The 24,178-nt window shown below is 32.8% G+C and carries 20 protein-coding genes; 5 read left to right on the top strand and 15 right to left on the bottom strand.

The genetic code is table 11. The features are described from left to right. The first annotated feature begins 322 nt into the window (after positions 1-322). The gene (gene rpsO / locus FEM21_RS13080; RefSeq protein WP_035661095.1) at positions 323-592 is read left to right on the top strand and encodes a 30S ribosomal protein S15; all 270 of its coding nucleotides are present in this window, start codon (positions 323-325) and stop codon (positions 590-592) included. Positions 593-741: 149 nt separating this feature from the next. After that, entirely contained in the window at positions 742-2,886 is a 2,145-nt protein-coding gene (locus FEM21_RS13075; protein WP_035661092.1) for a polyribonucleotide nucleotidyltransferase, read from the top strand. Between the two features lie 148 nt (positions 2,887-3,034). On the opposite strand, the gene FEM21_RS13070 is transcribed toward FEM21_RS13075, so the two are convergent. Then, complete coding sequence (locus FEM21_RS13070; RefSeq protein ID WP_035661090.1) at positions 3,035-4,375, bottom strand: FAD-dependent oxidoreductase; 1,341 nt, start codon at positions 4,373-4,375, stop codon at positions 3,035-3,037. A 268-nt stretch (positions 4,376-4,643) separates the two neighbouring features. Here FEM21_RS13070 and FEM21_RS13065 point away from each other — a divergent pair, with 268 nt between their 5' ends. Then, a complete protein-coding gene (locus FEM21_RS13065) occupies positions 4,644-6,461 on the top strand; it encodes a hypothetical protein (RefSeq protein WP_035661087.1) in 1,818 nt (605 codons plus the stop codon). Between the two features lie 79 nt (positions 6,462-6,540). Here the strand turns inward: FEM21_RS13065 and kynU are convergent, their stop codons facing one another. Beyond that, a complete protein-coding gene (gene kynU / locus FEM21_RS13060; RefSeq protein ID WP_035661085.1) occupies positions 6,541-7,818 on the bottom strand; it encodes a kynureninase in 1,278 nt (425 codons plus the stop codon). Positions 7,819-7,964: 146 nt separating this feature from the next. Between kynU and FEM21_RS13055 the strand changes: the two genes are divergently transcribed. Then, positions 7,965-8,699: an SIMPL domain-containing protein gene (locus FEM21_RS13055; RefSeq protein ID WP_035661082.1), complete on the top strand. Its 735-nt coding sequence runs from the start codon at positions 7,965-7,967 to the stop codon at positions 8,697-8,699. 80 nt (positions 8,700-8,779) lie between these two features. Here FEM21_RS13055 and queA read toward each other — a convergent pair whose 3' ends face one another. From queA to FEM21_RS12990, 13 genes are all read right to left on the bottom strand, one after another. Continuing rightward, positions 8,780-9,829 carry a tRNA preQ1(34) S-adenosylmethionine ribosyltransferase-isomerase QueA gene (gene queA, locus FEM21_RS13050; RefSeq protein WP_035661080.1) on the bottom strand — a complete coding sequence of 350 codons (1,050 nt, stop codon included), beginning with the start codon at positions 9,827-9,829 and terminating at the stop codon, positions 8,780-8,782. Between the two features lie 173 nt (positions 9,830-10,002). After that, positions 10,003-11,232, bottom strand: a complete 1,230-nt coding sequence (aroA, locus tag FEM21_RS13045; protein WP_035661077.1) for a 3-phosphoshikimate 1-carboxyvinyltransferase — start codon at positions 11,230-11,232, stop codon at positions 10,003-10,005. Between the two features lie 123 nt (positions 11,233-11,355). Next, positions 11,356-11,682, bottom strand: a complete 327-nt coding sequence (locus FEM21_RS13040; RefSeq protein ID WP_035661076.1) for a nucleotide pyrophosphohydrolase — start codon at positions 11,680-11,682, stop codon at positions 11,356-11,358. Between the two features lie 41 nt (positions 11,683-11,723). Beyond that, positions 11,724-13,214: an ATP-binding protein gene (locus FEM21_RS13035; protein WP_051627598.1), complete on the bottom strand. Its 1,491-nt coding sequence runs from the start codon at positions 13,212-13,214 to the stop codon at positions 11,724-11,726. Between the two features lie 262 nt (positions 13,215-13,476). Continuing rightward, positions 13,477-13,872: a DUF7793 family protein gene (locus FEM21_RS13030; RefSeq protein ID WP_035661074.1), complete on the bottom strand. Its 396-nt coding sequence runs from the start codon at positions 13,870-13,872 to the stop codon at positions 13,477-13,479. Positions 13,873-13,971: 99 nt separating this feature from the next. Further along, positions 13,972-16,383 carry an aminotransferase class I/II-fold pyridoxal phosphate-dependent enzyme gene (locus FEM21_RS13025; RefSeq protein WP_035661072.1) on the bottom strand — a complete coding sequence of 804 codons (2,412 nt, stop codon included), beginning with the start codon at positions 16,381-16,383 and terminating at the stop codon, positions 13,972-13,974. A gap of 196 nt (positions 16,384-16,579) precedes the next feature. Then, positions 16,580-17,032, bottom strand: coding sequence for a D-aminoacyl-tRNA deacylase (gene dtd, locus FEM21_RS13020; protein ID WP_035661069.1), 453 nt, complete (start codon positions 17,030-17,032; stop codon positions 16,580-16,582). Beyond that, a complete protein-coding gene (rsgA, locus tag FEM21_RS13015) occupies positions 17,032-18,009 on the bottom strand; it encodes a ribosome small subunit-dependent GTPase A (protein WP_035661066.1) in 978 nt (325 codons plus the stop codon). Before rsgA ends, dtd begins: the two co-directional genes overlap by 1 nt. A 175-nt stretch (positions 18,010-18,184) precedes the next feature. Continuing rightward, the gene (locus tag FEM21_RS13010) at positions 18,185-18,709 is read right to left on the bottom strand and encodes a hypothetical protein (RefSeq protein WP_035661063.1); all 525 of its coding nucleotides are present in this window, start codon (positions 18,707-18,709) and stop codon (positions 18,185-18,187) included. Positions 18,710-18,798: 89 nt separating this feature from the next. Beyond that, entirely contained in the window at positions 18,799-19,881 is a 1,083-nt protein-coding gene (locus FEM21_RS13005) for a bifunctional 3-deoxy-7-phosphoheptulonate synthase/chorismate mutase type II (RefSeq protein WP_035661061.1), read from the bottom strand. Between the two features lie 54 nt (positions 19,882-19,935). Then, complete coding sequence (locus FEM21_RS13000; RefSeq protein WP_035661058.1) at positions 19,936-20,793, bottom strand: prephenate dehydrogenase; 858 nt, start codon at positions 20,791-20,793, stop codon at positions 19,936-19,938. Positions 20,794-20,841: 48 nt separating this feature from the next. Next, positions 20,842-21,987 carry a pyridoxal phosphate-dependent aminotransferase gene (locus tag FEM21_RS12995; protein ID WP_035661056.1) on the bottom strand — a complete coding sequence of 382 codons (1,146 nt, stop codon included), beginning with the start codon at positions 21,985-21,987 and terminating at the stop codon, positions 20,842-20,844. A gap of 55 nt (positions 21,988-22,042) precedes the next feature. Continuing rightward, complete coding sequence (locus FEM21_RS12990) at positions 22,043-22,885, bottom strand: prephenate dehydratase (protein WP_035661054.1); 843 nt, start codon at positions 22,883-22,885, stop codon at positions 22,043-22,045. Between the two features lie 296 nt (positions 22,886-23,181). Here FEM21_RS12990 and gldA point away from each other — a divergent pair, with 296 nt between their 5' ends. Continuing rightward, positions 23,182-24,078 carry a gliding motility-associated ABC transporter ATP-binding subunit GldA gene (gene gldA / locus FEM21_RS12985; protein ID WP_035661052.1) on the top strand — a complete coding sequence of 299 codons (897 nt, stop codon included), beginning with the start codon at positions 23,182-23,184 and terminating at the stop codon, positions 24,076-24,078. Positions 24,079-24,178: the final 100 nt, after the last annotated feature.

The following is a 24,178-nucleotide window of genomic DNA, read 5'->3' as shown; positions in this document are numbered from 1 at the left end:
AACTGTTCCTCTAATACTTCCTCCATTTTGAGCCAGAACAACTAAATGTCCCATGACAAAACCGATGGTTAATACGAATCGAAATACTTTGTCTTTTACTTTTAAAAAAAATAATTTATTCATTTTTACAATGATGTTAATTAATACTATACTTATTGTTAATTATTTCACAAATATATAGATTGAGAATTATTCGAATAAAATAAAAAAGAAGAAAATAATTGACTCATCATCATTTATATTCTATAATAATTTTATATTTTTGCAGCCGTCTTACAATAACTGTCTGACATACATAAAAATCATTTAAAAAAATATTAGCATGTATTTAACTAAAGAAGGAAAAGCGGAAATTTTCGCTCAACACGGAGGAAAAGCAGAAAACACAGGATCTGCAGAAGGACAAATCGCTTTGTTCTCATTCAGAATCAACCACTTGACTGAACACTTGAAAAAAAATCGTCACGATTACAACACTGAGCGTTCTCTTGTGAAATTAGTAGGTAAAAGAAGATCTTTACTTGACTACTTGAAAAAGAAAGATATCAACAGATATCGTGAAATTATCAAAGTATTGGGTATCAGAAAATAGTCAATATAAAAAAGAGGTGCGCAAGTACCTCTTTTTATTTTTATACAACAATAAAAAAGTTTGGTTTTTCATTGGGTATTCGCATTAACTACGCGCAACAACTACAACACAACTATCACCCATAGTATAAACCAAAACAAGGAAAATTTATGATTCCACAAGTAAAACAAGAAATTATCGATTTAGGAGATGGAAGAAGCATCTCAATCGAAACTGGTAAATTAGCTAAACAAGCCGATGGTTCAGTTGTTGTGCGTTCAGGAAACTGTATGCTTTTAGCAACAGCCGTTTCAGCAAGAACAGCAAACCCGGGAGTTGACTTTTTACCATTAACGGTAGATTATCGTGAAAAATTTGCAGCAGCAGGTCGTTTCCCTGGAGGTTTCTTCAAGAGAGAAGCTCGTCCAAGCGACAGTGAGGTATTAACAATGCGTTTAGTAGACCGTGTATTGCGTCCGCTTTTCCCAGACGATTACCATGCTGAAACTCAGGTTATGATTCAATTAATGTCTCATGACGAAAATGTAATGCCGGATGCATTGGCAGGTTTAGCAGCATCAGCAGCATTAGCGGTTTCTGACATTCCATTTTACAACTTAATTTCTGAAGTACGTGTTGCACGTATCGACGGAAAATTAGTAATCAACCCAAGCAGAGAAGAATTAGAAAAATCAGACATCGATATGATGATTGGAGCTTCTATGGATTCTGTTGCGATGGTTGAAGGTGAGATGAAAGAAATCTCAGAAGCTGAAATGATTGAAGCTATTAAGTTTGCTCACGAAGCTATCAAAGTTCAAATTCAGGCTCAACAGCGTCTAAGAGCAGCTATAGGTTCTCCGGAATACAGAACATATGAAGGCGAAATCGAAGACGAAGCAGTTTACGCAAAAGTAAAAGCTGCTGCTTATGAAAAATGCTACACTATTGCTGGTGAAGCTTCAGGAAAAGCAGAAAGAGGCGAGAAATTTGCTATTGTAAAAGCAGAATGCCAGGCTTTGTTTACAGAAGAAGAATATGCTGAAAATGCTGACTTAGCAGGATTAGTTGGAAAATATTTCTATAAAACTAATAAAGAAGCCGTTCGTAATGTAATCCTTGAACAAGGAATTCGTTTAGACGGAAGAAAAACAACAGAAATCAGACCAATCTGGTGTGAAACTGATTATTTACCTTCTGTACACGGATCTTCATTATTTACCCGTGGAGAAACTCAGGCTTTGGCAACTGTAACTCTTGGAACTTCAAGAGAAGCTAACCAAATTGATTCTCCATCAGAACAAGGAGAAGAAAAATTCTACTTACACTACAACTTCCCTCCATTCTCAACTGGTGAAGCTCGTCCGTTAAGAGGAACTTCAAGAAGAGAAGTTGGTCACGGAAACTTAGCTCAAAGAGCATTAAAAAACATGATTCCTGCTGATTGTCCTTATACAATTCGTGTAGTTTCTGAAGTTTTAGAATCAAATGGTTCATCATCTATGGCAACTGTTTGTGCAGGAACTATGGCTTTGATGGATGCTGGAGTTCAAATGATAAAACCAGTTTCTGGAATTGCTATGGGATTAATTACAGATGGTGAAAAATTCGCTGTATTGTCAGATATCTTAGGAGACGAAGATCACTTAGGAGACATGGACTTTAAAGTAACCGGAACTGCTGACGGAATCACCGCTTGTCAAATGGACATCAAAATTGACGGATTACGTTATGACATCATGGAACAAGCTTTAAGCCAGGCTCGTGATGGACGTTTACATATTTTAGGAAAATTGACTGAGACTATCCCTGCTCCAAGAGAAGAAGTAAAAGCTCATTCTCCAAAAATCATTACAAGAACAATTCCTGGAAACTTCATTGGAGCTTTAATTGGTCCTGGTGGAAAAGTAATTCAGGATTTACAAAAAGCTACAGGTACTACTATCGTTATTAACGAAGTTGATGAGCAAGGAGTAGTTGAAATTTTAGGAACTGATCCTGCTGGAATTAAAGCAGTATTAGCTAAAATTGATTCTATTACATTCAAACCACAAATGGGAGAAGCTTATGAAGTAAAAGTAATTAAGATGTTAGATTTTGGCGCTGTAGTTGAATATACTGCTGCTCCAGGAAACGAAGTTTTATTACACGTATCTGAATTAGCTTGGGAACGTACTGAAAACGTTGCCGATGTTGTTAAAATGGGAGATGTTTTCCAAGTAAAATACTTAGGAGTTGACCCAAAAACTAAAAAAGAAAAAGTGTCTAAAAAAGCACTTGTTCCAAGACCTCCACGTGAGGAGAAAAAAGAGTAATCAGATCTTAGTTTACTAAAGGTTTATTATATAAAATCCTGTCTCGTTCTAAAAACGAGACGGGATTTTTGTTTTTAGAAATTATTTTAAAAACAAAAAAAGCTATGAATTAAATCATAGCTTCATGAGTTATATATTTCGAATAAAATTACTGTTGCAGCAACTCTAAGATTTTATTTTCAACTACTTCAGTATTCCAAATTGCTTCAATATTATCGATTTTTAAAACTTCTTCCATAATAGTATTCTGAAAATCACCTATCGCCAAAGCTTCTACATAAGGACGATCACTAAAAGTGACTCTGCTGTATAATGGAATCCATTTATCAGGATGTTTTTCTGAGAACCATTTTTCGATTTTCTTTTGTAATAAAAACTGATCATCAGCTGTTTTAGAGCTCATTTCTATAAAATTTCGGTATGAAAGTTCGGCAATGGCATCTGCATTTGGTTTACGGGATTTTTGGTATTCTGAAAAAATACGTTCCCAGTCTTCACCATACTCTAAAATCATTTCGTAAAGCACTGTTATATCTTCAAAACCCGCATTCATTCCCTGACCATAAAACGGAACGATAGCATGACAAGCATCGCCTATTAAAGCAATTTTATCTTCATAAGTCCACGGAAAACATTTCATTGTTACCAATGTACTAGTCGGGTTTTTGAAAAAATCTTCGGCTAAATTCGGAATTACCTCTATAGAATCCGGAAAGTTTTTTTCGAAAAAAGCGTCTACTTCTTTTCGATCTTTTAAGGAAGCAAATGAGTTTTCGCCTTCAAAAGGCATAAACAAAGTACAGGTAAAACTTCCGTCTAAATTAGGCAAAGCAATCAACATGTATTCGCCACGAGGCCAAATATGAAACGAATATTTATCTAATTTATGAGAACCATCCGCATTTGCCGGAATATTCAATTCTTTATAGCCAATATTCAAAAATTCCTGCGAATAATTAAACATACTTTGACGCTGCATACGATGACGGATTCTTGAAAAAGCACCATCGGCTCCAAAAACCATATCGTATTTTCGCTCTTCCCACTCACCTCTTTCGGTTTCTCCAATATGCAAAGTTGCTGTTGACAAGGTTACATCCCAAATTTTTTGTTCAAAGAAAAATTCAGCTCCAGCCTGCTCGGCAAGGTCAATCATTTTTCTATTCAAAGTTCCTCTGGAAATAGAATAAATAGACTCCCCTTCTTGTCCGTAATTTTGAAACTTCAAATTATCGACAAGATGTATCGCACGCTTATCCATCGGAATTGCAATTTCACGCACTGCATCACCAACACCTACTCCGTCTAATGCTTTCCATCCACGGTTTGACATCGCTAAATTAATAGAACGTCCCGAAAATTCTATTTTCCTGATATCCGGACTTCTATCATAAATATGAACAGTATGTCCTGCCTTTTTTAAGTAAATAGCCAATAAAGAACCTACTAAACCAGAACCTACTATCGCTATTTTTTTGGGAGTTTGCATTGTTTATTTTATAAAAAGTTAGGCAAAATTACTGATTTATTATCTTAACAACGTTTAAAAGCCTCAGTTTTTACTCGTTTTAAACCGCTATTTTGTTGCATAACTACAATTCTTAAAGCCATTTAATATTAGGATTTAAAAAATTAATAGGTTGTACAAGTTAAAAAAATAAAAGTATTATACCACATTAAAACCGCACATGATATTTATCAGTTTTTAAGCGAATGGTTTTTACAAACTTTGCATAAATTATAATGTTTGTATTGCCATGACAGAAAAAACAGAACCATTACACAACTTTCACATTCCAGTAATGGGATTAGCTTACACAATTGATAGTCCAATACGTGTAGCAAAATATGGAATTTCTTCGGTAATTTCGATTGCAGATGACGAACTAATCGAAAAAATGAATGCTTTTTACCATCAAAAATTCAATCTTCCATATCAGGAAATATCTCAAAAAGTATCCGATTACAGAGCCAAACGTATCACTTCTTATTTAAATTTCGTTGATAAAATAGTCAAAGAAAAATTCGAAAATTTTAAAACTGAACTTACTGAAAGCAAAGAATCACTAGAAAACTACATTGCTCTTTTACCTAATAAATCCGAAATCAAAAAGGGATTACAATCTTTTATTGACGAAGGATTTCATTGGAAAGAGAACATTAAAAACTACATCGAAAAACAGCTTCATGCTGGAGCAATTGATGTGAACATCATGACCAAATTAGACAAAGACAATTTTGACAAAAACGAACAATTGCCTGTTAGTTTTAATGATGCACATGCTGCCCTGAGAGGTTTTGCCAATAGTACTGTAAATTCATCTGTGGTACTTTCGGCCGGAATGAATCCAAGATTATACAGCTATTTTGAAAACTTTGATGATTTTTATCCAGACGAAAATAATCAGCTCAAAAAGAAAATTACTTTAAAAGTAAGTGACTTTCGATCGGCAATGATTCAGGGTAATTTTTTAGCTAAAAAAGGTCTATGGGTTTCCGAATACCGCATTGAATCCGGATTAAATTGTGGCGGACATGCTTTTGCTACCGACGGTCTTTTATTAGGTCCCATCATGGAAGAATTCAAACAAAAGAAAACACAACTTATTCAATCGGCTCATGAATTAATGATAAAAGCATTGGAACAAAAAGGAAAATTAATTCCGCAACAGCCCTTAGATTTAAAAATCACGGTGCAAGGCGGTGTAGGAACTTCGGAAGAACACGAATTTTTACTGGATTATTACCAAGCAGATTCTGTAGGTTGGGGAACTCCTTTTTTATTGGTTCCTGAAGCGACATCTGTCGATCAGGCTACCCGTAATTTACTAATCAATGCCAAAGAAGATGATTTGTATTTAAGCCATATTTCGCCGTTGGGAGTTCCTTTTAACACCTTAAGAGGCACAACTAATGAAAAAATAAAACAAAAACGCATTCAGGAAAATAAAGCTGGAAGCTCTTGTCCAAAAAAATTTCTGGCTCTGAATAAAGATTCGGAAGGTAAAGGAATTTGTACTGCTTCTAAAAAATATCAGGACGAAAAACTGGAAGAACTAGAAGCAAACAGAAACTATATATCATTTGAAAATTATGAAAAAACAAAACAAAGCATTACCGAAAAATCATGCCTTTGTGTTGGTTTAGCCAATGCTTCTTATCTTGAAAACAATATCGAAATAAAAGGACAGGATCAGGGTGTTGTAATTTGTCCAGGGCCAAATATTGCTTATTTTGATCAGGAAATTTCACTTTCAAAAATGATTCAGCATATTTATGGAAATACAAACATTTTAAAAGATAATCATCGCCCTAATTTATTTGTAAAAGAATTGAAAATGTACATTGATTATTTAAAAAATGACATTCAATCGATTGCCGAAGAAATCAACAATGCTAAAACAAAAAAGCTGGAATCTTTTAAAAATAATCTTTTGGAAGGAATTGAATATTACCAAAATCTATTCGCCAGCATTCCTAATTTCGAAACCATTAAAAAAGAAATTGTTCAGCAATTCGAATTTTATAAAAATGAAATACAATCTATGGAAATTCCCAAACTCCAAATAGCTTAACCTAAAAACAGCCACGAATTCACGAATAAAACTAATTTAAAGAGACTTAATCATTCGTGAATTCGTGGCTACAATTTAGTTACTTTTCTAAAATTCCTTTTTTTAATATTTGTCCAAAATTGTACATATCTTCAAAAGAACAATACAATGGAACCGGTGCAAGACGAATTACATTTGGCTCTCTCCAATCGGTAATTACACCATTTTTCATTAAATAATCAAACAGGCTACGACCTTCGCCATGAAGAAAAACCGATAATTGACAAGCTCTTTCAGCGGGATTTGAAGGTGTAATAATTTCGAAATTACTACTTATTTCTTTATCAATTTCATGAAGAATAAACTCTAAATAAGCTGTAATTTGATCTCTTTTTTCAATCAAAGCATCCATTCCTATTTCGGCAAACATTTCTACCGAAGCCAGATAAGGCGCTAAAGACAAAACCGGTAAATTACTAATTTGCCAGCCATCAGCTCCCTGAATAGGATCAAATGTAGGCTCCATTTTAAAACGTCTTTCCTTATTATGTCCCCACCATCCGGCAAATCTCGGCAAATCGGGATTATTATGATGCTTTTCGTGTACAAAACATCCCGAAGCATTTCCTGGTCCTGAATTCATGTATTTGTAACTGCACCAGGCAGCAAAATCGACATTCCAATCGTGCAATTTCAATTTAATATTTCCGGCTGCATGCGCCAAATCCCAACCTACATAAGCTCCCACTTTATGTCCAGCAGCAGTAATAGTTTTCATATCAAAAACCTGACCTGTGTAATAATTCACTCCGCCTATTAAAACCAAAGCTAATTCGTCTCCTACTTCATTTATTTTGGCAATTATATCTTCTGTTCGAATATTATGTTCGCCTTCACGACGTTTTACCTCAACAATTACATCTTCGGGTTTAAAACCATGAAAATTGACCTGACTTTGAAACATATACTGATCGGAAGGAAAGGCTTTTTCTTCGCAAATAATCTTAAATCTGGATTTTGTAGGTCTATAAAAAGAAACCATCAGTAAATGAAGATTTACCGTAAGCGTATTCATTACCGTAACTTCAAGCGGTTTTGCTCCTACAATTTTACTCAATGGTTCAGCAAAACGCTCCTGATAATCCCACCATGGTTTTTCGGCATAAAAGTGCCCTTCAACTGCCAGATTTGCCCAGTCATTCATTATTTCATCTACATAGTTTTTAGCACTTTTAGGCTGTAAACCCAGTGAATTTCCGGTGAAATAAATGACTTCTTTATCATTCACTTTCGGAAAATAAAATTCGTTTCTGTATTTACGTAAACTGTCCTGAGAATCTAACTTTTGGGCAAAAGCTTTAGTATTTTCGAAAATCATAATGTGGTTTTGCATTTGTTTTGTAAAAGTAATTAAAAAAGAAAAAACTAAATCATAAAGAATTTAGCGAAAACTAAAAATGCAGTTAAAATATTACATTGTAATTTCTTATTGATTATATTTGATTGAATCTAAAATATTTAGCCATGCTTAAAAATAATCTAAATGTGATTATTATTGCTGTTGCAATTATAACTTCGTCTTATTTATTTTCGAATGCTTTTCAAAATCGGAATAAAAATACCGATACAATAAGTGTTACCGGTTTAGGAAAAACCGATTTTGTTTCGGATTTAATTGTTTGGAATGGTTCCTTCTCCCGAAAAAGCAGTACGCTAAAAGAAGCCTATGCTTCATTAGATGCTGATAGAGATAAGATTAAAAGCTACTTGTCCAGCAAAGGAATTGCTCCAAATGAAATTGTCTTTTCGGCGGTAAATTTTAATAAAGAATACCAAAGCACCTATAATGAAAACGGAACGCTTAGAGAAAATATCTTTACCGGTTTTAGCCTAACGCAAAGTGTAAGCATTCAATCTAAAGAAGTGAATAAAATTGAAGAATTATCCCGACAATCGAGCGAATTAATTAATTCCGGCATCGAATTTTACTCCAGCGCTCCTGAATATTATTATACTAAACTGGCTGAATTAAAAATAAAAATGATTGCCGAAGCGACTAAAGACGCCAGCACTCGAGCTAAAAGCATCGCTGAAAATGCCGATGCCAGTTTAGGAAATTTAAAGAAATCAGATATGGGTGTTTTCCAGATTATTGGTCAAAACTCCTCCGAGGATTATTCGTACGGCGGTTCTTTTAACACTCAGTCTAAAAACAAAACGGCAACGATTACTGTAAAATTAGTCTATCAGGTAGATTAATTTTGATATGCTTTAAAAACAAAAAACTCGTCCCGAGCTATCGGGACGAGTTTTTTTATTGAATTAACCTTTTTTGGAGATTACAAAATTAACATTGCATCACCGTAAGAATAGAATTTATATTTTTCTTTAATTGCTTCTTCGTATGCTTTTTTCATCAAATCATGTCCACAAAATGCTGAAATCATCATTAATAATGTTGATTTTGGTGTGTGGAAATTAGTAATCATACAAGTTGCAACGCTAAAATCGTGTGGAGGAAAAATAAATTTATTAGTCCATCCTTCATAAGGATTTAATGTGTTTTGAGAAGAAACCGAACTTTCGATAGCACGCATAGAAGTTGTTCCTACTGCACAAACACGCTTTCTTTTTCCTTTAGCTTCGTTAACAATATCACAAGCTTCCTGAGTAATTTTCAACTCTTCAGAATCCATTTTATGCTTAGACAAATCCTCAACCTCAACCGGGTTAAAAGTTCCTAAACCTACGTGAAGTGTAACTTCAGCAAAATTTACTCCTTTAATTTCTAAACGTTTTAACAAATGTTTAGAGAAGTGCAATCCAGCAGTTGGTGCTGCTACAGCTCCTTCTTCTTTAGCATAAATAGTTTGGTAACGCTCAGCATCTTCCGGAGTCACTTCTCTATTGATGTATTTAGGAATTGGAGTTTCCCCAAGTTCTGTCAATTTATTTCTAAATTCTTCGTAAGAACCATCGTAAAGAAAACGTAAAGTTCTTCCACGAGAAGTGGTGTTATCAATTACCTCAGCAACCAATGAATCATCGTCACCAAAATATAATTTATTTCCAATTCTGATTTTACGAGCCGGATCAACTAATACGTCCCAAAGGCGTTGTTCTGCATTTAATTCTCTTAATAAGAAAACCTCAATTCTGGCTCCTGTTTTTTCTTTATTACCGTATAAACGGGCAGGAAAAACTTTGGTATTATTCAAAATCATTACATCTCCATCGTCAAAATAATCGATAACATCTTTGAACATTTTGTGTTCTATAGTTTGTTTTTTACGATCAATAACCATTAAGCGAGCTTCGTCTCTGTTTTCTGCTGGAAATTCAGCTAAAAGTTCTTTAGGTAAATCAAAATTAAAATGTGATAATTTCATTTGAAAAAATTAGAAGTTAGGAGTTAGAAGTAGAAGTTTTTTTTAGCTTCAACTTTTAACGAGTGCAAATATACGATTGTGAGATAGGCGTTGTCAAGTATTTTGCAGTTTAATTTAGAATTAAAACAAGAAAACCGCAAATTACCAACACTTTAGACAATTAATAAAAAAGATTAACCTACTAAATCAGAAACTTTGTAGCCTAATTTTTCCATATCATCCCAAAAATCCGGATATGATTTTGAAACCACATCGGCATTTTCAATAATAATTGGCACTTTCAAAGCTAATGGAGCAAAAGCCATTGCCATTCTATGATCATTATAAGTTCCAATTTTTATATTCGAATTAATTTCTGAAGTAGCAACAAGCGTCAAACTATCATTCGTAACAGAAATGTTAGCGCCTAGTTTGCTTAATTCAATTCGTAAAGCTTCTAATCGGTCTGTTTCTTTAATTTTTAAAGTATGAAGACCTGTCAGGTGACAACCAATTCCTAGTCCAAGACAAGTAACTACAATAGTTTGAGCAATATCTGGTGTGTTATTCAAATCGAAAGTCACATCATTATGTTTGAACTTTTTAGTTTTAGTCAAAGTAATTGTACCGTCGTTAAACTGAGTTTCTACACCCATTTCTTTATAGATGGAAACCAAAGCAGAATCTCCTTGTAAACTTGATTCTTTGTAACTTGTCAATGAAATATTCGCTTCATCAGACAAAGCCGCTAAACTAAAAAAGTAAGAAGCCGAACTCCAGTCAGACTCTACCGTCATAACTTTAGATTCTACCGCTTGTTTTGGATATACTTTAATTATATTTCCTTCAAAACTGGTTTGAATATCTAAATCATTCAACAAAGCCAAAGTCATTTTGATATAAGGAATAGAAGTGATTTCGCCTTCTAATGTCAATTCGATACCATTTTCTAATTTTGGAGCAACTAACAAAAGTGCCGAAATGTACTGACTACTTACATTAGCAGCCATAGTAACTTTAGAATTGGTGATTTTTTGTCCTTTAATTCGAATAGGCGGATAACCTTCTTCTTTCAGGAAAGAAATATCAGCTCCTAACTGACGTAATGCTTCTACCAGAATTTTAACCGGACGCTCCTGCATACGGCTAGAACCAGTTAAAACCACTTCACGACCGTCTTTTACAGCAAAATAAGCGGTAAGAAAACGCATTGCTGTTCCTGCATGATGAATATCTACTACTTCCTCATTGCCACTCAAAGCCATTTGCATTACCTCACTATCATCAGAATTAGAAGTGTTAGCCAAAGTAATATTAGGAAATAAAGCCTGCAATAATAACAATCTATTAGTCTCACTTTTTGATCCTGTAACTGCTATTTGAGCATTTAAATTAGAATGAGTTGTTTGTAGTAGTAAATTCATTTTTAAAGTTTGTTAGTTTTGAATTGTAAATTATGTGGTTATTTGTTTATACCTTATAACTCAAATAATTTGCGGGCGCAATTTACCACTCCTCATTCACAATTCATAATTCAGAACTCACAATTATTTTAACTTTTCGTTGTTTTTATGACGGTCTTTATCGCGAACAGACTTTAAATCCATTTTTTTATCAAAAGCAGCCTGCAAATCAATTCCTGTTTGATTAGCTAAACATAAAACCACAAAAACTACATCGGCTAATTCTTCGCCAAGATCTTTGTTTTTATCACTTTCTTTTTCTGATTGTTCTCCGTAACGACGAGCTATAATTCGGGCTACTTCACCTACTTCTTCTGTAAGCTGAGCCATATTAGTCAACTCATTAAAATAACGAACACCGTGTTCTTTAATCCAGGTATCTACGTCTAATTGGGCGTTTTTTAGATTCATTATTCTTTGTAATTAAATTAGAATCTACAAAGAAAAGCAAATTATTCTTTTTCAAGCATCTCTATTATAACATTATATAATTCTTCGGAGTCGAAGGGTTTAGAAATGTATTTATTAATACCAACTGCTTTGCATGCCTCAGTAACCGAAGAAGTTACTACTGCAGACAATGCCACAATTGGAACATTTTTTTTAGCATGACTTCTCATATTACGAATAGCCGAAGTAGCTTCGTAACCATTCATAACCGGCATCATCAAATCCATTAAAATCAAATCAAAATCTTCATGAGTAATTGCATCAATAGCCTGTTGACCATTAGCTACAGCTATACATTCCATATTAAATTTTGACAGTACTTTTTGCACCAGAATTTGATTAATTCGATTATCCTCTGCTAATAAGATTTTAATTTTTTTATCTTTATCAACTGGAGCTAGAACAGATTTATCCTTATTTAGTAATAATTTTGAGTCAGAAAAATAATCCGTTTTAGGAAACGGGAGCGTTACTGTAAATTTAGTTCCGACTCCTACTTTACTCTCGACCTGAATATCTCCTTTCATCATATCGATAATTTTCTTGATAATTGTCAATCCTAGACCTGCTCCTGAGTTGTTACCAAGCTGAATAAAGGGAGTAAAAATATCATGTAATTTATCCGCAGGAATCCCAATTCCGGTATCTTTTACAACAATTCTAACAATGTAAAAATCATCTTCTTCATCCTGAAACTGAAGTTTTAATTTAATCTTTCCGTTTACAGGCGTAAACTTAATAGCATTATTGATTAAATTAAATAGGATTTGAGTAACTCTAACCGAATCACCATTTAAAATAGCTGGTAATTCTTCGTCAATAGAAATTTTAAAATCTATTTCTTTTTCCGCTGCTTTTAACGAAAAAGTATCATGTACTAATCGTGTAAGCTGATTCAAGTTGAAAGGTTTATTTAAAAACTCAACCTGTTTAGATTCCATTTTAGCCAAATCCAAGATATCATTAATAATAACTAACAAAATATCACCAGACATTTTGATGTATTCTAATTGGCTCTTTTCTTCTGGTCCTAATGTGGCATTTTTTAACAACAAATCAGTAAAACCTATAACTCCATTAAGCGGAGTGCGAATTTCATGGCTTACATTTGACAGAAACTGATCTCTGGAAATTGTCAATTCTTCTGTACGTTCTTTTTCTTCGACTAGTTTTTCATTTATAGTTTCTACTAATTTCTTAGAAACCATTGCCGATTTTAACTCTTCAATATAAGTATTAAAACCCATGCAGAAAACATCTAATTCGTCATGTGCATCTGAAATTGGTAAATAATTAAAAAAATCACCTGCAAAACAATTAGATATATGATCAACGATAACAGCAGTTCTTTTTTTCTTAGATTCAATTTTTTCTGCTAAAAATAATAATTCCTCATAAACATCATCTAAACTATCTCCATGAGTGAGTTGCTCCTGAAACTCATCTTCGTTTATGGAGCGCACTAAGGCTAATATTTTTTCTAATTTAGACATACTTGTTTATATTGGAATGTATAGTGTAATTAATTATTTTTCACATTCTAACGAAAAAGTAAAACAATTATTACTTATCAGGGAATAAATATAAGAAATATCTTTTAAATCTAGTACTCAATAGTATTATTAAATCTTAAAAAGATACTTTTTTCTACTAATTTTTTTTATCAAAAACTGACAACCAACAACTTAATTTTATTTCAATAAAAAACTTAAAAGAAATAATTATCCTTTTAACTAGAACATTAATACAAAAAAATTAAAACTTTTCGTTTTCCTTTTTTAACTCTTTCAACCAATTAGCAGCTGCATCTTTTTTAGTAAAACCTTTTAAAGGAATTAGAGGAGTTTTCAGTATCATAAATGTATTAAGAGTAAATTTTGTAATATGAGAATTAAATATGGCCGCACATGCATATAAATATTCCTGACCATGAATTTCGGCATAATCACGTGCATCTTTATCATACGATTTAATTCCATCAAAATCATAACACCAATATTGTTTTTCGCCATTTGAAATTTCATGACGTAAATCAATTAGTGCTTTAATTTTTTCTATATCCATAATGACTGGCTTTTTAAATTGAGAATACATAATACCGTCCTCTATCCAAAATTTAATAAAATCATTTTCTTTTTCTTTCGTAATCATTATTTTATGTTTTTAAAACAATAAACATTTTATCGTAAGCCAACTTTTTTTTTGAATATCTAATTAAGCATAATTTGGGAAAATTATAACAATTAATTTTCAATTGCTCAACGAAGATAATAAATCTAAATTATACATATTATCAACTTTGATGTAACCAAACAGAGCTATTGATTTTGCACCATATTTTTTCTTTTCATAATCAGAAGTTAAACCTAAATAAGTTTTTGCTTTTCCTAAATCATTACCTCTTTTTACCATATAATACATAACTTGTTTATACAGATGATGTGATATAACATAATCATAATTTAAACCCACAATAAGAGGACTCGCATGATTATCTCCAATAAAAAACCAAATACACCCAATTAATTCATCAGAGTCTTTAAGTCGAAATTCTATAAATTCCCAGTTATCATATTTAGATAAAATTTTGGCCGTTTTTTCAGGATAAGCAAAAAAGTTAAATGCATGATTCGCTTTTTTGATGTTTAAAAATAACTGATAATGCTTTTCAGCCTCATCTTCTGTCAGTGTTTTTTTAATAGTTACATTAAACTGATCTTCATATTTAAAAACATAGCGTTTAATGTTACTTATACTATTTTTTGAATTTAAAAGAGCTAATAATTCTTCTTTTGTATCCCATTTTGGATGACTGACAATATTAGTATTGGGCATTCGCATTTTAGCAAAACCTTCCTCTTCTATAATTTGATTTAAAGGACTATCTTCTTCAAAATCTCTAAAAATAACTACCGTTGCGTCAATCTCTTTTTTTACTTTTGAAACAAAATCAAATAAATGATTAATCGATTTTCTCCATTCAGGATGTTCTGTATCTTGATAAATTAAATCTCCCTCACAAAATAAAGATCCCATTGCTAATGTTTTTGAACACAAATAATAAGGATCATTTTTACGCGCTTCTTCAATTTGTTTTGAGACATTTTCGGGAGAAACAATATCATCTTTATAGATAGCTCCTGTGAAAAAGGTAGACAAAACTAATTTTCCTTCTTTATCCTTAATTATAATATAATGAAAACTCCAGTTTTCTTCTAGCTTTTCATTATTCGAAAATATTTCTTCCATAGCCTGCATGGCTAAATGAGTAATATTTCCTCTATCTTTAAACATAAAATCCCATTCTTCAGCATTGACATCATGAATCGTTGTGTATTCTTCAATAATCAAATTCGAATTATTTATCAGATTGACTGCTAAATTATTTTCATTTTTTGGCAAATAGCAACCAAATTCTCCGTACACTCTTTCAATATTATCTCCTTCTTCCTCAATTGCTTTAGGCAAATGATAAGCCATAACATCAGTCAATAAATCAATATCGGCTTTAGTATTATGTCTGGTTAATGTGAATCGTAAACCTGATCTATCATTAGGAACAACTGGGAATGTTGCCGTGTTCACATAAATTCCTTCTCGTAGAACACGATGCACAAAATTGCGTGTTACTTTATTTAAACCACTACCAATGAAATAAATAGGAGAATCAGGCGATGAAATATTGGTAAGATTTTTTTCTTTCAATCTCCTATTCATATACTGCATCAATTCTTTTAATTCAGATTGATAGTTATAAATATCTTTTGAAAGATGAATTTTTGCAGAAGCTATTGCAGCACCTACATTTGCCGGAGACAATGGATGAGAATAACTAAGCGGTCCTCCAAAAATATCAGTTCTTCGATACATTTCAGGATCCGAAAAAATAGCAGTTCCTCCTACACAGCCAAAACCTTTAGCTAATGTTGATATTATAACAATACGTTCACTAACTCCTAATCGATCATAAATATAGCCAGCACCATTTTTTCCATCCCAACCCATTCCATGCGCATCATCAAAATACAAATGTAGTTTTGGGTATTTATCTAATAAGTTTTTTAAAATAACTGTATCAGGCAAATCACCATGCATGGAATAAACTCCATCGGCCATATACCAAATACGCTTGTATTTATTGTAGTTTTCCTTAATCATTTCCTCTAACATTTCATAATTAGAGTGCCGTACCATTTTTACTTCAGTTCCTTGCAACTTTGTATTTTTACAAGGAAACTGAACACTAAAATGTACTTGTTGATCAAGTATTATTAAATCGTCTGATTTAATAATTGTAGCTATAACTGAGATATGTGCATTTGAAGTAGATGTATAACAAATTACCTTATTGCCATCAAATATTTGCGACATCAATTCCTCTAATTCCTGAATGTATGTAGGCCGGATATATGCTCTTGACATAGACAATTGAGTTCCGAATTTTTTAGTTAACTCTATTGAATGAGCGATTAAATCAGGGTGAGTTTCTAAACCTAAATAGCCGCAAGTACCAAAATTAATTAAGTCTCTTCCTTTAATTGTGAATTTTTCACCATTAAAACTCTGTTCTTCAGAGTTAATATGCATAATTCCTTTTTGCTTTGCAGAAGTCCAAACGCTGTCAACAACGTCCAAATAATTATTGTGATTTATTTTTGCCAAAATCTTAAAAATTTAATTGATTAAAAATTCTTACAAGCATTTCTTTAAGTTACCATATCGATAATCCTAAGAATAAACACAAAACTATTTGGAGCAAAAACAGTATTGATTTACATTAACTTATAATTCATAAGTAATATAACCAAATATAGCAAAAAAAGTATAGCCCACAGTAGTTAATAGAACTTTAAACCAATTATTCTTTGTTCTTGCTATCAATAATAATGGTAACAGGACCGTCATTGACTAAGCTTACTTCCATATCAGCTCCAAACTGTCCCGTTTGGACTTTTTTACCAATCTCTAATTCTAATTTTCGAATAAATTGCTCATAAAGCGGAATGGCAATTTCGGGCTTTGAAGCCTTTATATAAGAAGGTCGGTTTCCTTTTTTGGTAGCAGCATGAAGTGTAAACTGACTCACCACAACAATATCTCCGTTAATATCCTGAACAGATAAGTTCATAATATCATTTTCATCTCCAAAAATGCGAATTTTTGCAATTTTTTGGCATAGCCAATTAATATCTTCCTGCGTATCGGCATCTTCAATACCTACAAGAATTAATAAACCTTTTTGAATTGAAGCAAAAATTTTATTTTCTATAGTTACCGATGCTTCGGAAACTCTTTGGATTACAACTCTCATTAACCTCTTGATTTATCGCTGTCTTTTCTATCTTCACCATAAATATCAGTTCGATAATGTTCGTCATCACCTTCTAATAATTTCAGATAACTATTGTAACGCGACCAGGCAATTTCTTCGTTTTCCAAGGCTTCTTTTACAGCACATTTAGGTTCTTCTTTATGCAGGCAATTATTGAACTTGCATTTCTCTTTTAGCTTAAAAAATTCCGGAAAATAATCGCCAATTTCTTCTTTCTCCATATCTACAACTCCAAAACCACGAATTCCGGGCGTATCAATAATTTTGGCACCAAAAGAAAGATCAAACATTTCAGCAAAAGTAGTGGTGTGCTGTCCTTGCGAATGTGAATCGGAAATTTGTTTGGTTTTCAGATTTAAAGTTGGTTCGATAGCATTCACCAAAGTAGATTTCCCAACACCGGAATGCCCCGAAAACATACTTACCTTGTCTTTCATCAAAGCAGTCAATTTATCTAAACCTTTATGCTCCTGAGCAGAAACTCTTAAACACTGGTAACCAATATTTTCATACGTATATTGTAGAAATAATTGTTCATCTAAAGCCTCTTCATCAAAAGTATCAATTTTATTAAAAACCAAGACAGCTTCGATTCCGTAAGCTTCGGCGGTTACCAAAAAACGATCTATAAAACTTGTAGTGGTAGGGGGATTATTAATCGTCACTAACAAGAAAACAATATCAATATTAGAAGCAATAATATGAGTTTGCTTAGACAGATTAACCGATTTTCGAACAATATAATTCTTCCTATCTTCAATAGTATTAATTACTCCCGTAATTTGATTATTTGCCTCTTCTAATTCATATTCAACACGATCGCCCACAGCAATAGGATTGGTACTTTTAATACCTTTCATCCTAAACTTTCCTTTGATTCTACACTCCACAAAATTCCCTTCTTCGGATTTTACCGTGTACCAGCTTCCTGTTGATTTATAAACGATTCCTGTCATAGAGGGTTTATGATTGAAGATTAACGAGTTTAGATTTATGATTTTAAATCTAGAACTTACAAAGATAAAATGATTTATCATTGTAGGCTAACGATTTTAAAAGTCTTTCAAAATAAACGGAAAAATCCCTGCACTCAAAAAGCACAGGGACCTTTATATATTTTACAAAATCAAATTAGTATTTATATCCAATACCTTTTTTAATAGCTTGAGACCCTCCTAATTGATTAGAATTAAAACCAACTGTTGTCTTGTCTGCAGTCATTAATATAAAAGGGCAACCTACAATTGCAGCTGCTTTCTTTAATTTCATTTCTGCCTTTTTATCTGCGCTATTTCCAGTATGATAATTGATCAAACCCGTTTTACCTCTAACTTCTTCTCCTTTTTTAAGACCAGCTGCATATCCTTTATCTTCTAAAATAACTACTTTCTCCCAATCTTCTTCTCCTTTAACTTCTATTTTATCTGTAACATTCTCAACTCGACCACTTTTCCCATAAACAATTTTTTCAACTGCATATTTACTTAAAGTATTCTCTGCATCCTCTCCGTCATATTTAAAGATAATTGTATATTCTTCAAGTTTTACAACTTTTCCGTTTACATTTTCTCCATTATGTTTTGTAATCACATCAAGCTGAGCATGTGCAACATTCAAACCTAAAATCAAGGCACCGACTAGTAAAATCTTTTTCATAGTTATTTTCTAATTATTTTGACAATGCAATGATATAAAAAAACCTACAATCACTTGTAGGTTTTTATAAAATAATAATCAAAAATTAATTATCCGTTGATAATTTTTTCTTGGTGCTCAATACTTTCCTGGTGAATAGATTTGAATAATTTAACGATAAATTCTTCTGTCAATCCTTTTTTAGCTCCTTCAGCAACCATTTTCTCCTGGATTTCATTCCAACGAGAATTTTGCAATACAGCTACGTTATTATCTTTTTTCACCTGACCAATTTCGTCAGCAACTTTCATTCTTTTTCCTAAAAGCTCTAACAAGTTAGTGTCTAACACATCGATATTAGCTCTTAATTTAGTCATTTTTTGTTCGAAATCAGCAGTATCTCCACTTACCTTTCTCACTTTCAAATCTTTAAGAATTTGTTTCAAAGTATCTGGAGTAACTTGTTGAGCAGCATCAGACCAAGCGTTATCCGGATCAATATGCGTTTCGATAATCATACCATCATAATTCAAATCTAAAGCTTCCTGAGTCACTTCCTGAATCATGTTACGGTTTCCTGTAATGTGAGATGGATCGATGATTAATGGTAAATCAGGGAATTTATTTTGTAATTCGATAGCAATTTGCCATTCTGGAATGTTTCTGTATTTCGTTTTCTCATAAGTAGAGAAACCTCTATGGATAACCCCTAAGTTTTTGATTCCAGCCATGTGTAAACGCTCCACACCACCTAACCATAAAGCCATATCAGGGTTTACCGGGTTTTTAACCAAAACAATTTTATCTGTTCCTGCTAATGTATCAGCAATTTCCTGAACTGCGAATGGATTTGCAGTTGTACGAGCTCCAACCCATAATACATCGATATCATATTCTAAAGCTAATTTACAGTGAGCAGCAGTAGCAACCTCTGTTCCCATCAACAATCCTGTTTCTTCTTTAGCTTTTTTCAACCATTTTAATCCAATTTCTCCAATTCCTTCAAATCCTCCCGGACGAGTTCTTGGTTTCCAAATTCCTGCTCTGAATACGCTTACATCTGAATTTTTCAATTCGTGAGCAATTTTTAATACTTGCTCTTCAGTTTCAGCACTACAAGGTCCTGCTATCACAAATGGATGATCTAATTTGAATGCATCCAACCAATTTCTCATTTCTTTCTTGTTTTCCATCTTTTAAAATTTATTCTTTTTTAATTTGTGTTGTGTATATCTATTCTTTTTACTCTATTTCTTAACGCTTATTCCGTTTAATATTTCTCTTATTTTGTTCACGCTCGTCATTTCGTCATAAATTGCATTGTAATCATCTTGCACTAATAAATCCCTAAACTGAGTCAGATTCGAAATATATTCTTCTAATGATTCTAATACCTGTGCTTTATTTTGTTCAAAAATTGGCGTCCACATTGCAGGTGAACTTTTAGCTAAACGCACCGTACTTTCAAAACCGGAACCTGCCATATCAAAAATATCCTGCTCGTGTTTTTCTTTATTAATCACCGTTTTCCCTAACATAAACGAACTGATATGCGATAAATGTGAAACATAAGCAATATGCTTATCATGCGATTTTGGATCCATGTATCGAATGCGCATTCCTAAACTTTTAAACACTTCCAAAGCTTTTTCCTGTAACTTGAAAGCCGTTTTTTCTACTTCGCAAATAATATTTGTTTTATCTCTAAACAAATTTCTCAAAGCTGCTAAAGGTCCAGAAAATTCAGTTCCTGCAATAGGATGTGTTGCAATAAAATTTCTTCTCTTTGGATGATTTGCTATCGCTTTGCAAATTGGATTCTTAGTCGAACCTACTTCTAAAACAATGGCATTCTCTCCAACTAAATCCAATACCTGAGGCAGTAAACCAAGTGCAACATTTACAGGAACCGATACAATTACAAAATCTGCTTCATGCAAATCTTCCATTGTAGCTGCTATGTCAATAACTCCTAACTCTAATGCTTGCTGCAAGTGCTTTTCGTTATTGTCTATTCCGTAAATAGTAGCTTCCGGATAAAGCGCTTTGATGTCTAAAACCATCGAACCACCTATTAAACCTATGCCTATTACAAATACTTTCATTTTCTTCAATTTCAATATCAATGACAAAAAATCAATAACAATTATAATCTAAAATCTATCTATTGCTTCCTGTACTTTTTGTTCTTTTACACATAATGCAAATCGAATATATCCCTCGCCATTAGAACCAAAAATAGTTCCCGGCGCAATAAAAATATATTTTTCATGCAAAATCTGATCGATGAACTTTTCTGCTGATGCTATTCCTTCAGGCAATTTTGCCCAAACAAATAAACCAACTCCTTCTTTATAAACTTTACAACCTAATTTTTCAGCTAATTGCTCTGTTAAAACGCGGCGTTTTTTATATATTTCATTCATGGAATCAAACCATGACTGATCACTTTTTAATGCTTCGATAGCTCCTTTTTGAATTCCAAAAAACATTCCGCTATCCATATTACTTTTTACTCTTAAAACAGCATCGATAAGCTCCGCATTTCCTGAAACCATTCCTACTCGCCATCCTGCCATATTAAAAGTCTTACTCAATGAGTTCAATTCTAAAGCCACATCTTTAGCTCCTTCAACCTGCAACAAACTCATCGGATTGTCATTCAACACAAAACTGTACGGATTGTCATTCACTAACAATATTTGATATTTTTTGGCGAAAGCCACTAACTTTTCAAATAGCTCTAAACTTCCTCTGGCTCCTGTAGGCATGTGTGGATAACCTATCCACATCAATTTTACTCTTGATAAATCTAATTTTTCTAAAGCTTCAAAATCAGGTTCCCAGTTATTTACTTCAGCCAAATCATAATAAACAGCCTCAGCTCCCACTAAATTAGTTACCGAAGTATAGGTAGGATATCCCGGATTAGGAATCAAAACCTGATCTCCTTCATTCAAAAATGCCAATGAAATATGCATGATTCCTTCTTTCGAACCCATCAAAGGCAAAATCTCTGTATTTGGATTTAATGCTACCTGAAAATTATTCTTGTAAAAATCAGCCATGCTAGCTCTCAATTCAGGCAATCCCTGATAACTTTGATAACCATGTGCATTAGGATCCTGCATAGCCAGGGCAACAGCATCAACAACAGCTTGTGATGGAGCCAAATCAGGACTACCAATTCCCATATTGATTATTGGTTTTCCTTCTGATGCCAATTGTCTCACTTCTCTCAATTTTGATGAAAAGTAGTATTCCTCAACTGTATTTAATCTGTTTGCTGTTGTAATCATTTTATTCTTTGACTTTGAACTATTCCCGAATTTAAAATCTGCTTTATTTTTCCTTTTAATCTAAACTGATTAGAGGTTTGGTATTTCTATATTCTCCCAAAACTTTAAAATATTCTGCCATAATAGCTAGTAACGATTTTGCTTTGGCGTAATCTTCATATTTTTCGAAAGTAACATCTACGAAAAAAGAATATTTCCAAGGTGTTTCAATTTTTGGCAACGATTGAATTTTAGTCAAATTCATTTTACAATCACTCATTACATTCAAAACTGCCGCTAAACTTCCACGTTTATGATCCAATTCGAATTTCATTGAAGCTCTGTTAATTTCGTTTTCTGGAACAAACGAATTCTCTTTATTGATAATAACAAAACGAGTCATGTTATTTTTTATCGTTTGAATTTCGGGAGCCAAAATTTCTAAATCATACATCTTCGCTGCGGTTTTACTCGCAATTGCTGCAACGCCTTTTAGTTGATTTTCCTGGATTCTGCGGGCTGTTTCAGCCGTATCTTTATCTTCAACTAATTTAATGTGCGGATATTGCTTTAAGAAATCCATACATTGTAATAATGCCATTGGATGCGAATACACTTCTTTTATATCAGCGATACTTTGTCCTTTTAATGCCATCAGGTTTTGATGAATTCTCAAGTAATGCTCTCCTATAATATGTAAATTATTCTTGTCGATTAAGGCATAATTTGGAATAATTGGTCCTGCAATAGAATTTTCAATAGCCATCACTGCCTGAGTTGATTTACCTGACAAAAGACTATCTACTAATTCATCAAAGGACAAACACTCATCAACAACCACATCCTGATCGTAATACTCCTGAGCCACCTGATGATGAAAAGAACCTACTATACCTTGTATCGCAATTTTTGCTTCCATTTATTCAAAAAAAAATCCTGATTTTCATCAGGATTGTATATTAGTTTTATTTGTTATCTTATATTCTCAAATTACCATAGCACAATCCTTATCTCTCGCTAAAGAAATAAAAAGAAGTACTAAAATAGAAACGGTTATTTGACATTTTGATAAATATTATTCTCTATGAATTATTATTTTTAACGCTGGCAAATATATAACTTATTTCCAACAACACAAAGAATATTTCGTTTTTTTTATAAAAAAAATAAAGCAACGCTTTTTCTCTTTATTTTTGCCCTAAATAACAAAGGAACATGTCAATAGCAGTAAAAAATATATCTAAAAGTTATGGTGACCAAAAGGCATTGGACAACATTTCGTTTTCTATACAAAAAGGAGAAATTGTAGGTTTCCTGGGACCTAACGGAGCCGGAAAATCGACCTTGATGAAAATATTGACAACTTACCTTACTGCCGATGAAGGTACCGCTCTGGTTAACCAACAAGATGTTAATACTAATCCAAAAGCAGTTCAGCTTTCTATTGGCTATTTGCCAGAACACAATCCGTTATATCTGGATTTATACGTTAGAGAATACCTGGCTTTTAATGCCGATGTTTACAAAGCACCTAAATCTAGAATTGAAGAAGTAATTCAATTAACAGGTTTGACTAACGAAAGTCATAAAAAAATAGGAGAATTATCTAAAGGATATCGCCAGCGTGTAGGATTAGCTAATGCTTTACTTCACAATCCTGACGTATTAATTCTGGACGAACCCACAACAGGATTAGACCCTAATCAATTATTAGAAATTCGCAACGTGATTAAAAACGCAGGAAAAGACAAAACCGTTTTCCTTTCTACTCACATTATGCAGGAAGTAGAAGCCATTTGCGATCGCGTAATTATCATTAATAAGGGAAAAATAGTTACCGATAAAAAACTGGATAATCTAATTGCAACCGACAAAGAACAAGTTATCGAAGTTGAATTTGATTATAAAATCGAAGAACAGTCTATAGCCAAAATTGAAAATCTTATTTCGTACAAAAACACCCATGATATGACCTGGGAATTAACTTTCAAAACCGATAAAGACATGCGTCCAGCCGTTTTTGATTTTGCTACCGAAAATGGATTAAAAACATTACAACTCAACCAAAAGAACAAAAATCTGGAAGCCGTTTTTAGAGAAATCACTAAATAAATTCTCAGTATTTAGTTTTTAGTGTTCAGTCTGTACAAAAAACAATACACTTGTTTTTAATAAAGTAATAAATATTTCAAAACAAAGAATATATTTATAA

This window comes from Flavobacterium seoulense (assembly GCF_000695795.1).
Taxonomy (GTDB): domain Bacteria; phylum Bacteroidota; class Bacteroidia; order Flavobacteriales; family Flavobacteriaceae; genus Flavobacterium; species Flavobacterium seoulense.
This window is presented reverse-complemented; position numbering and strand designations above follow the sequence as displayed.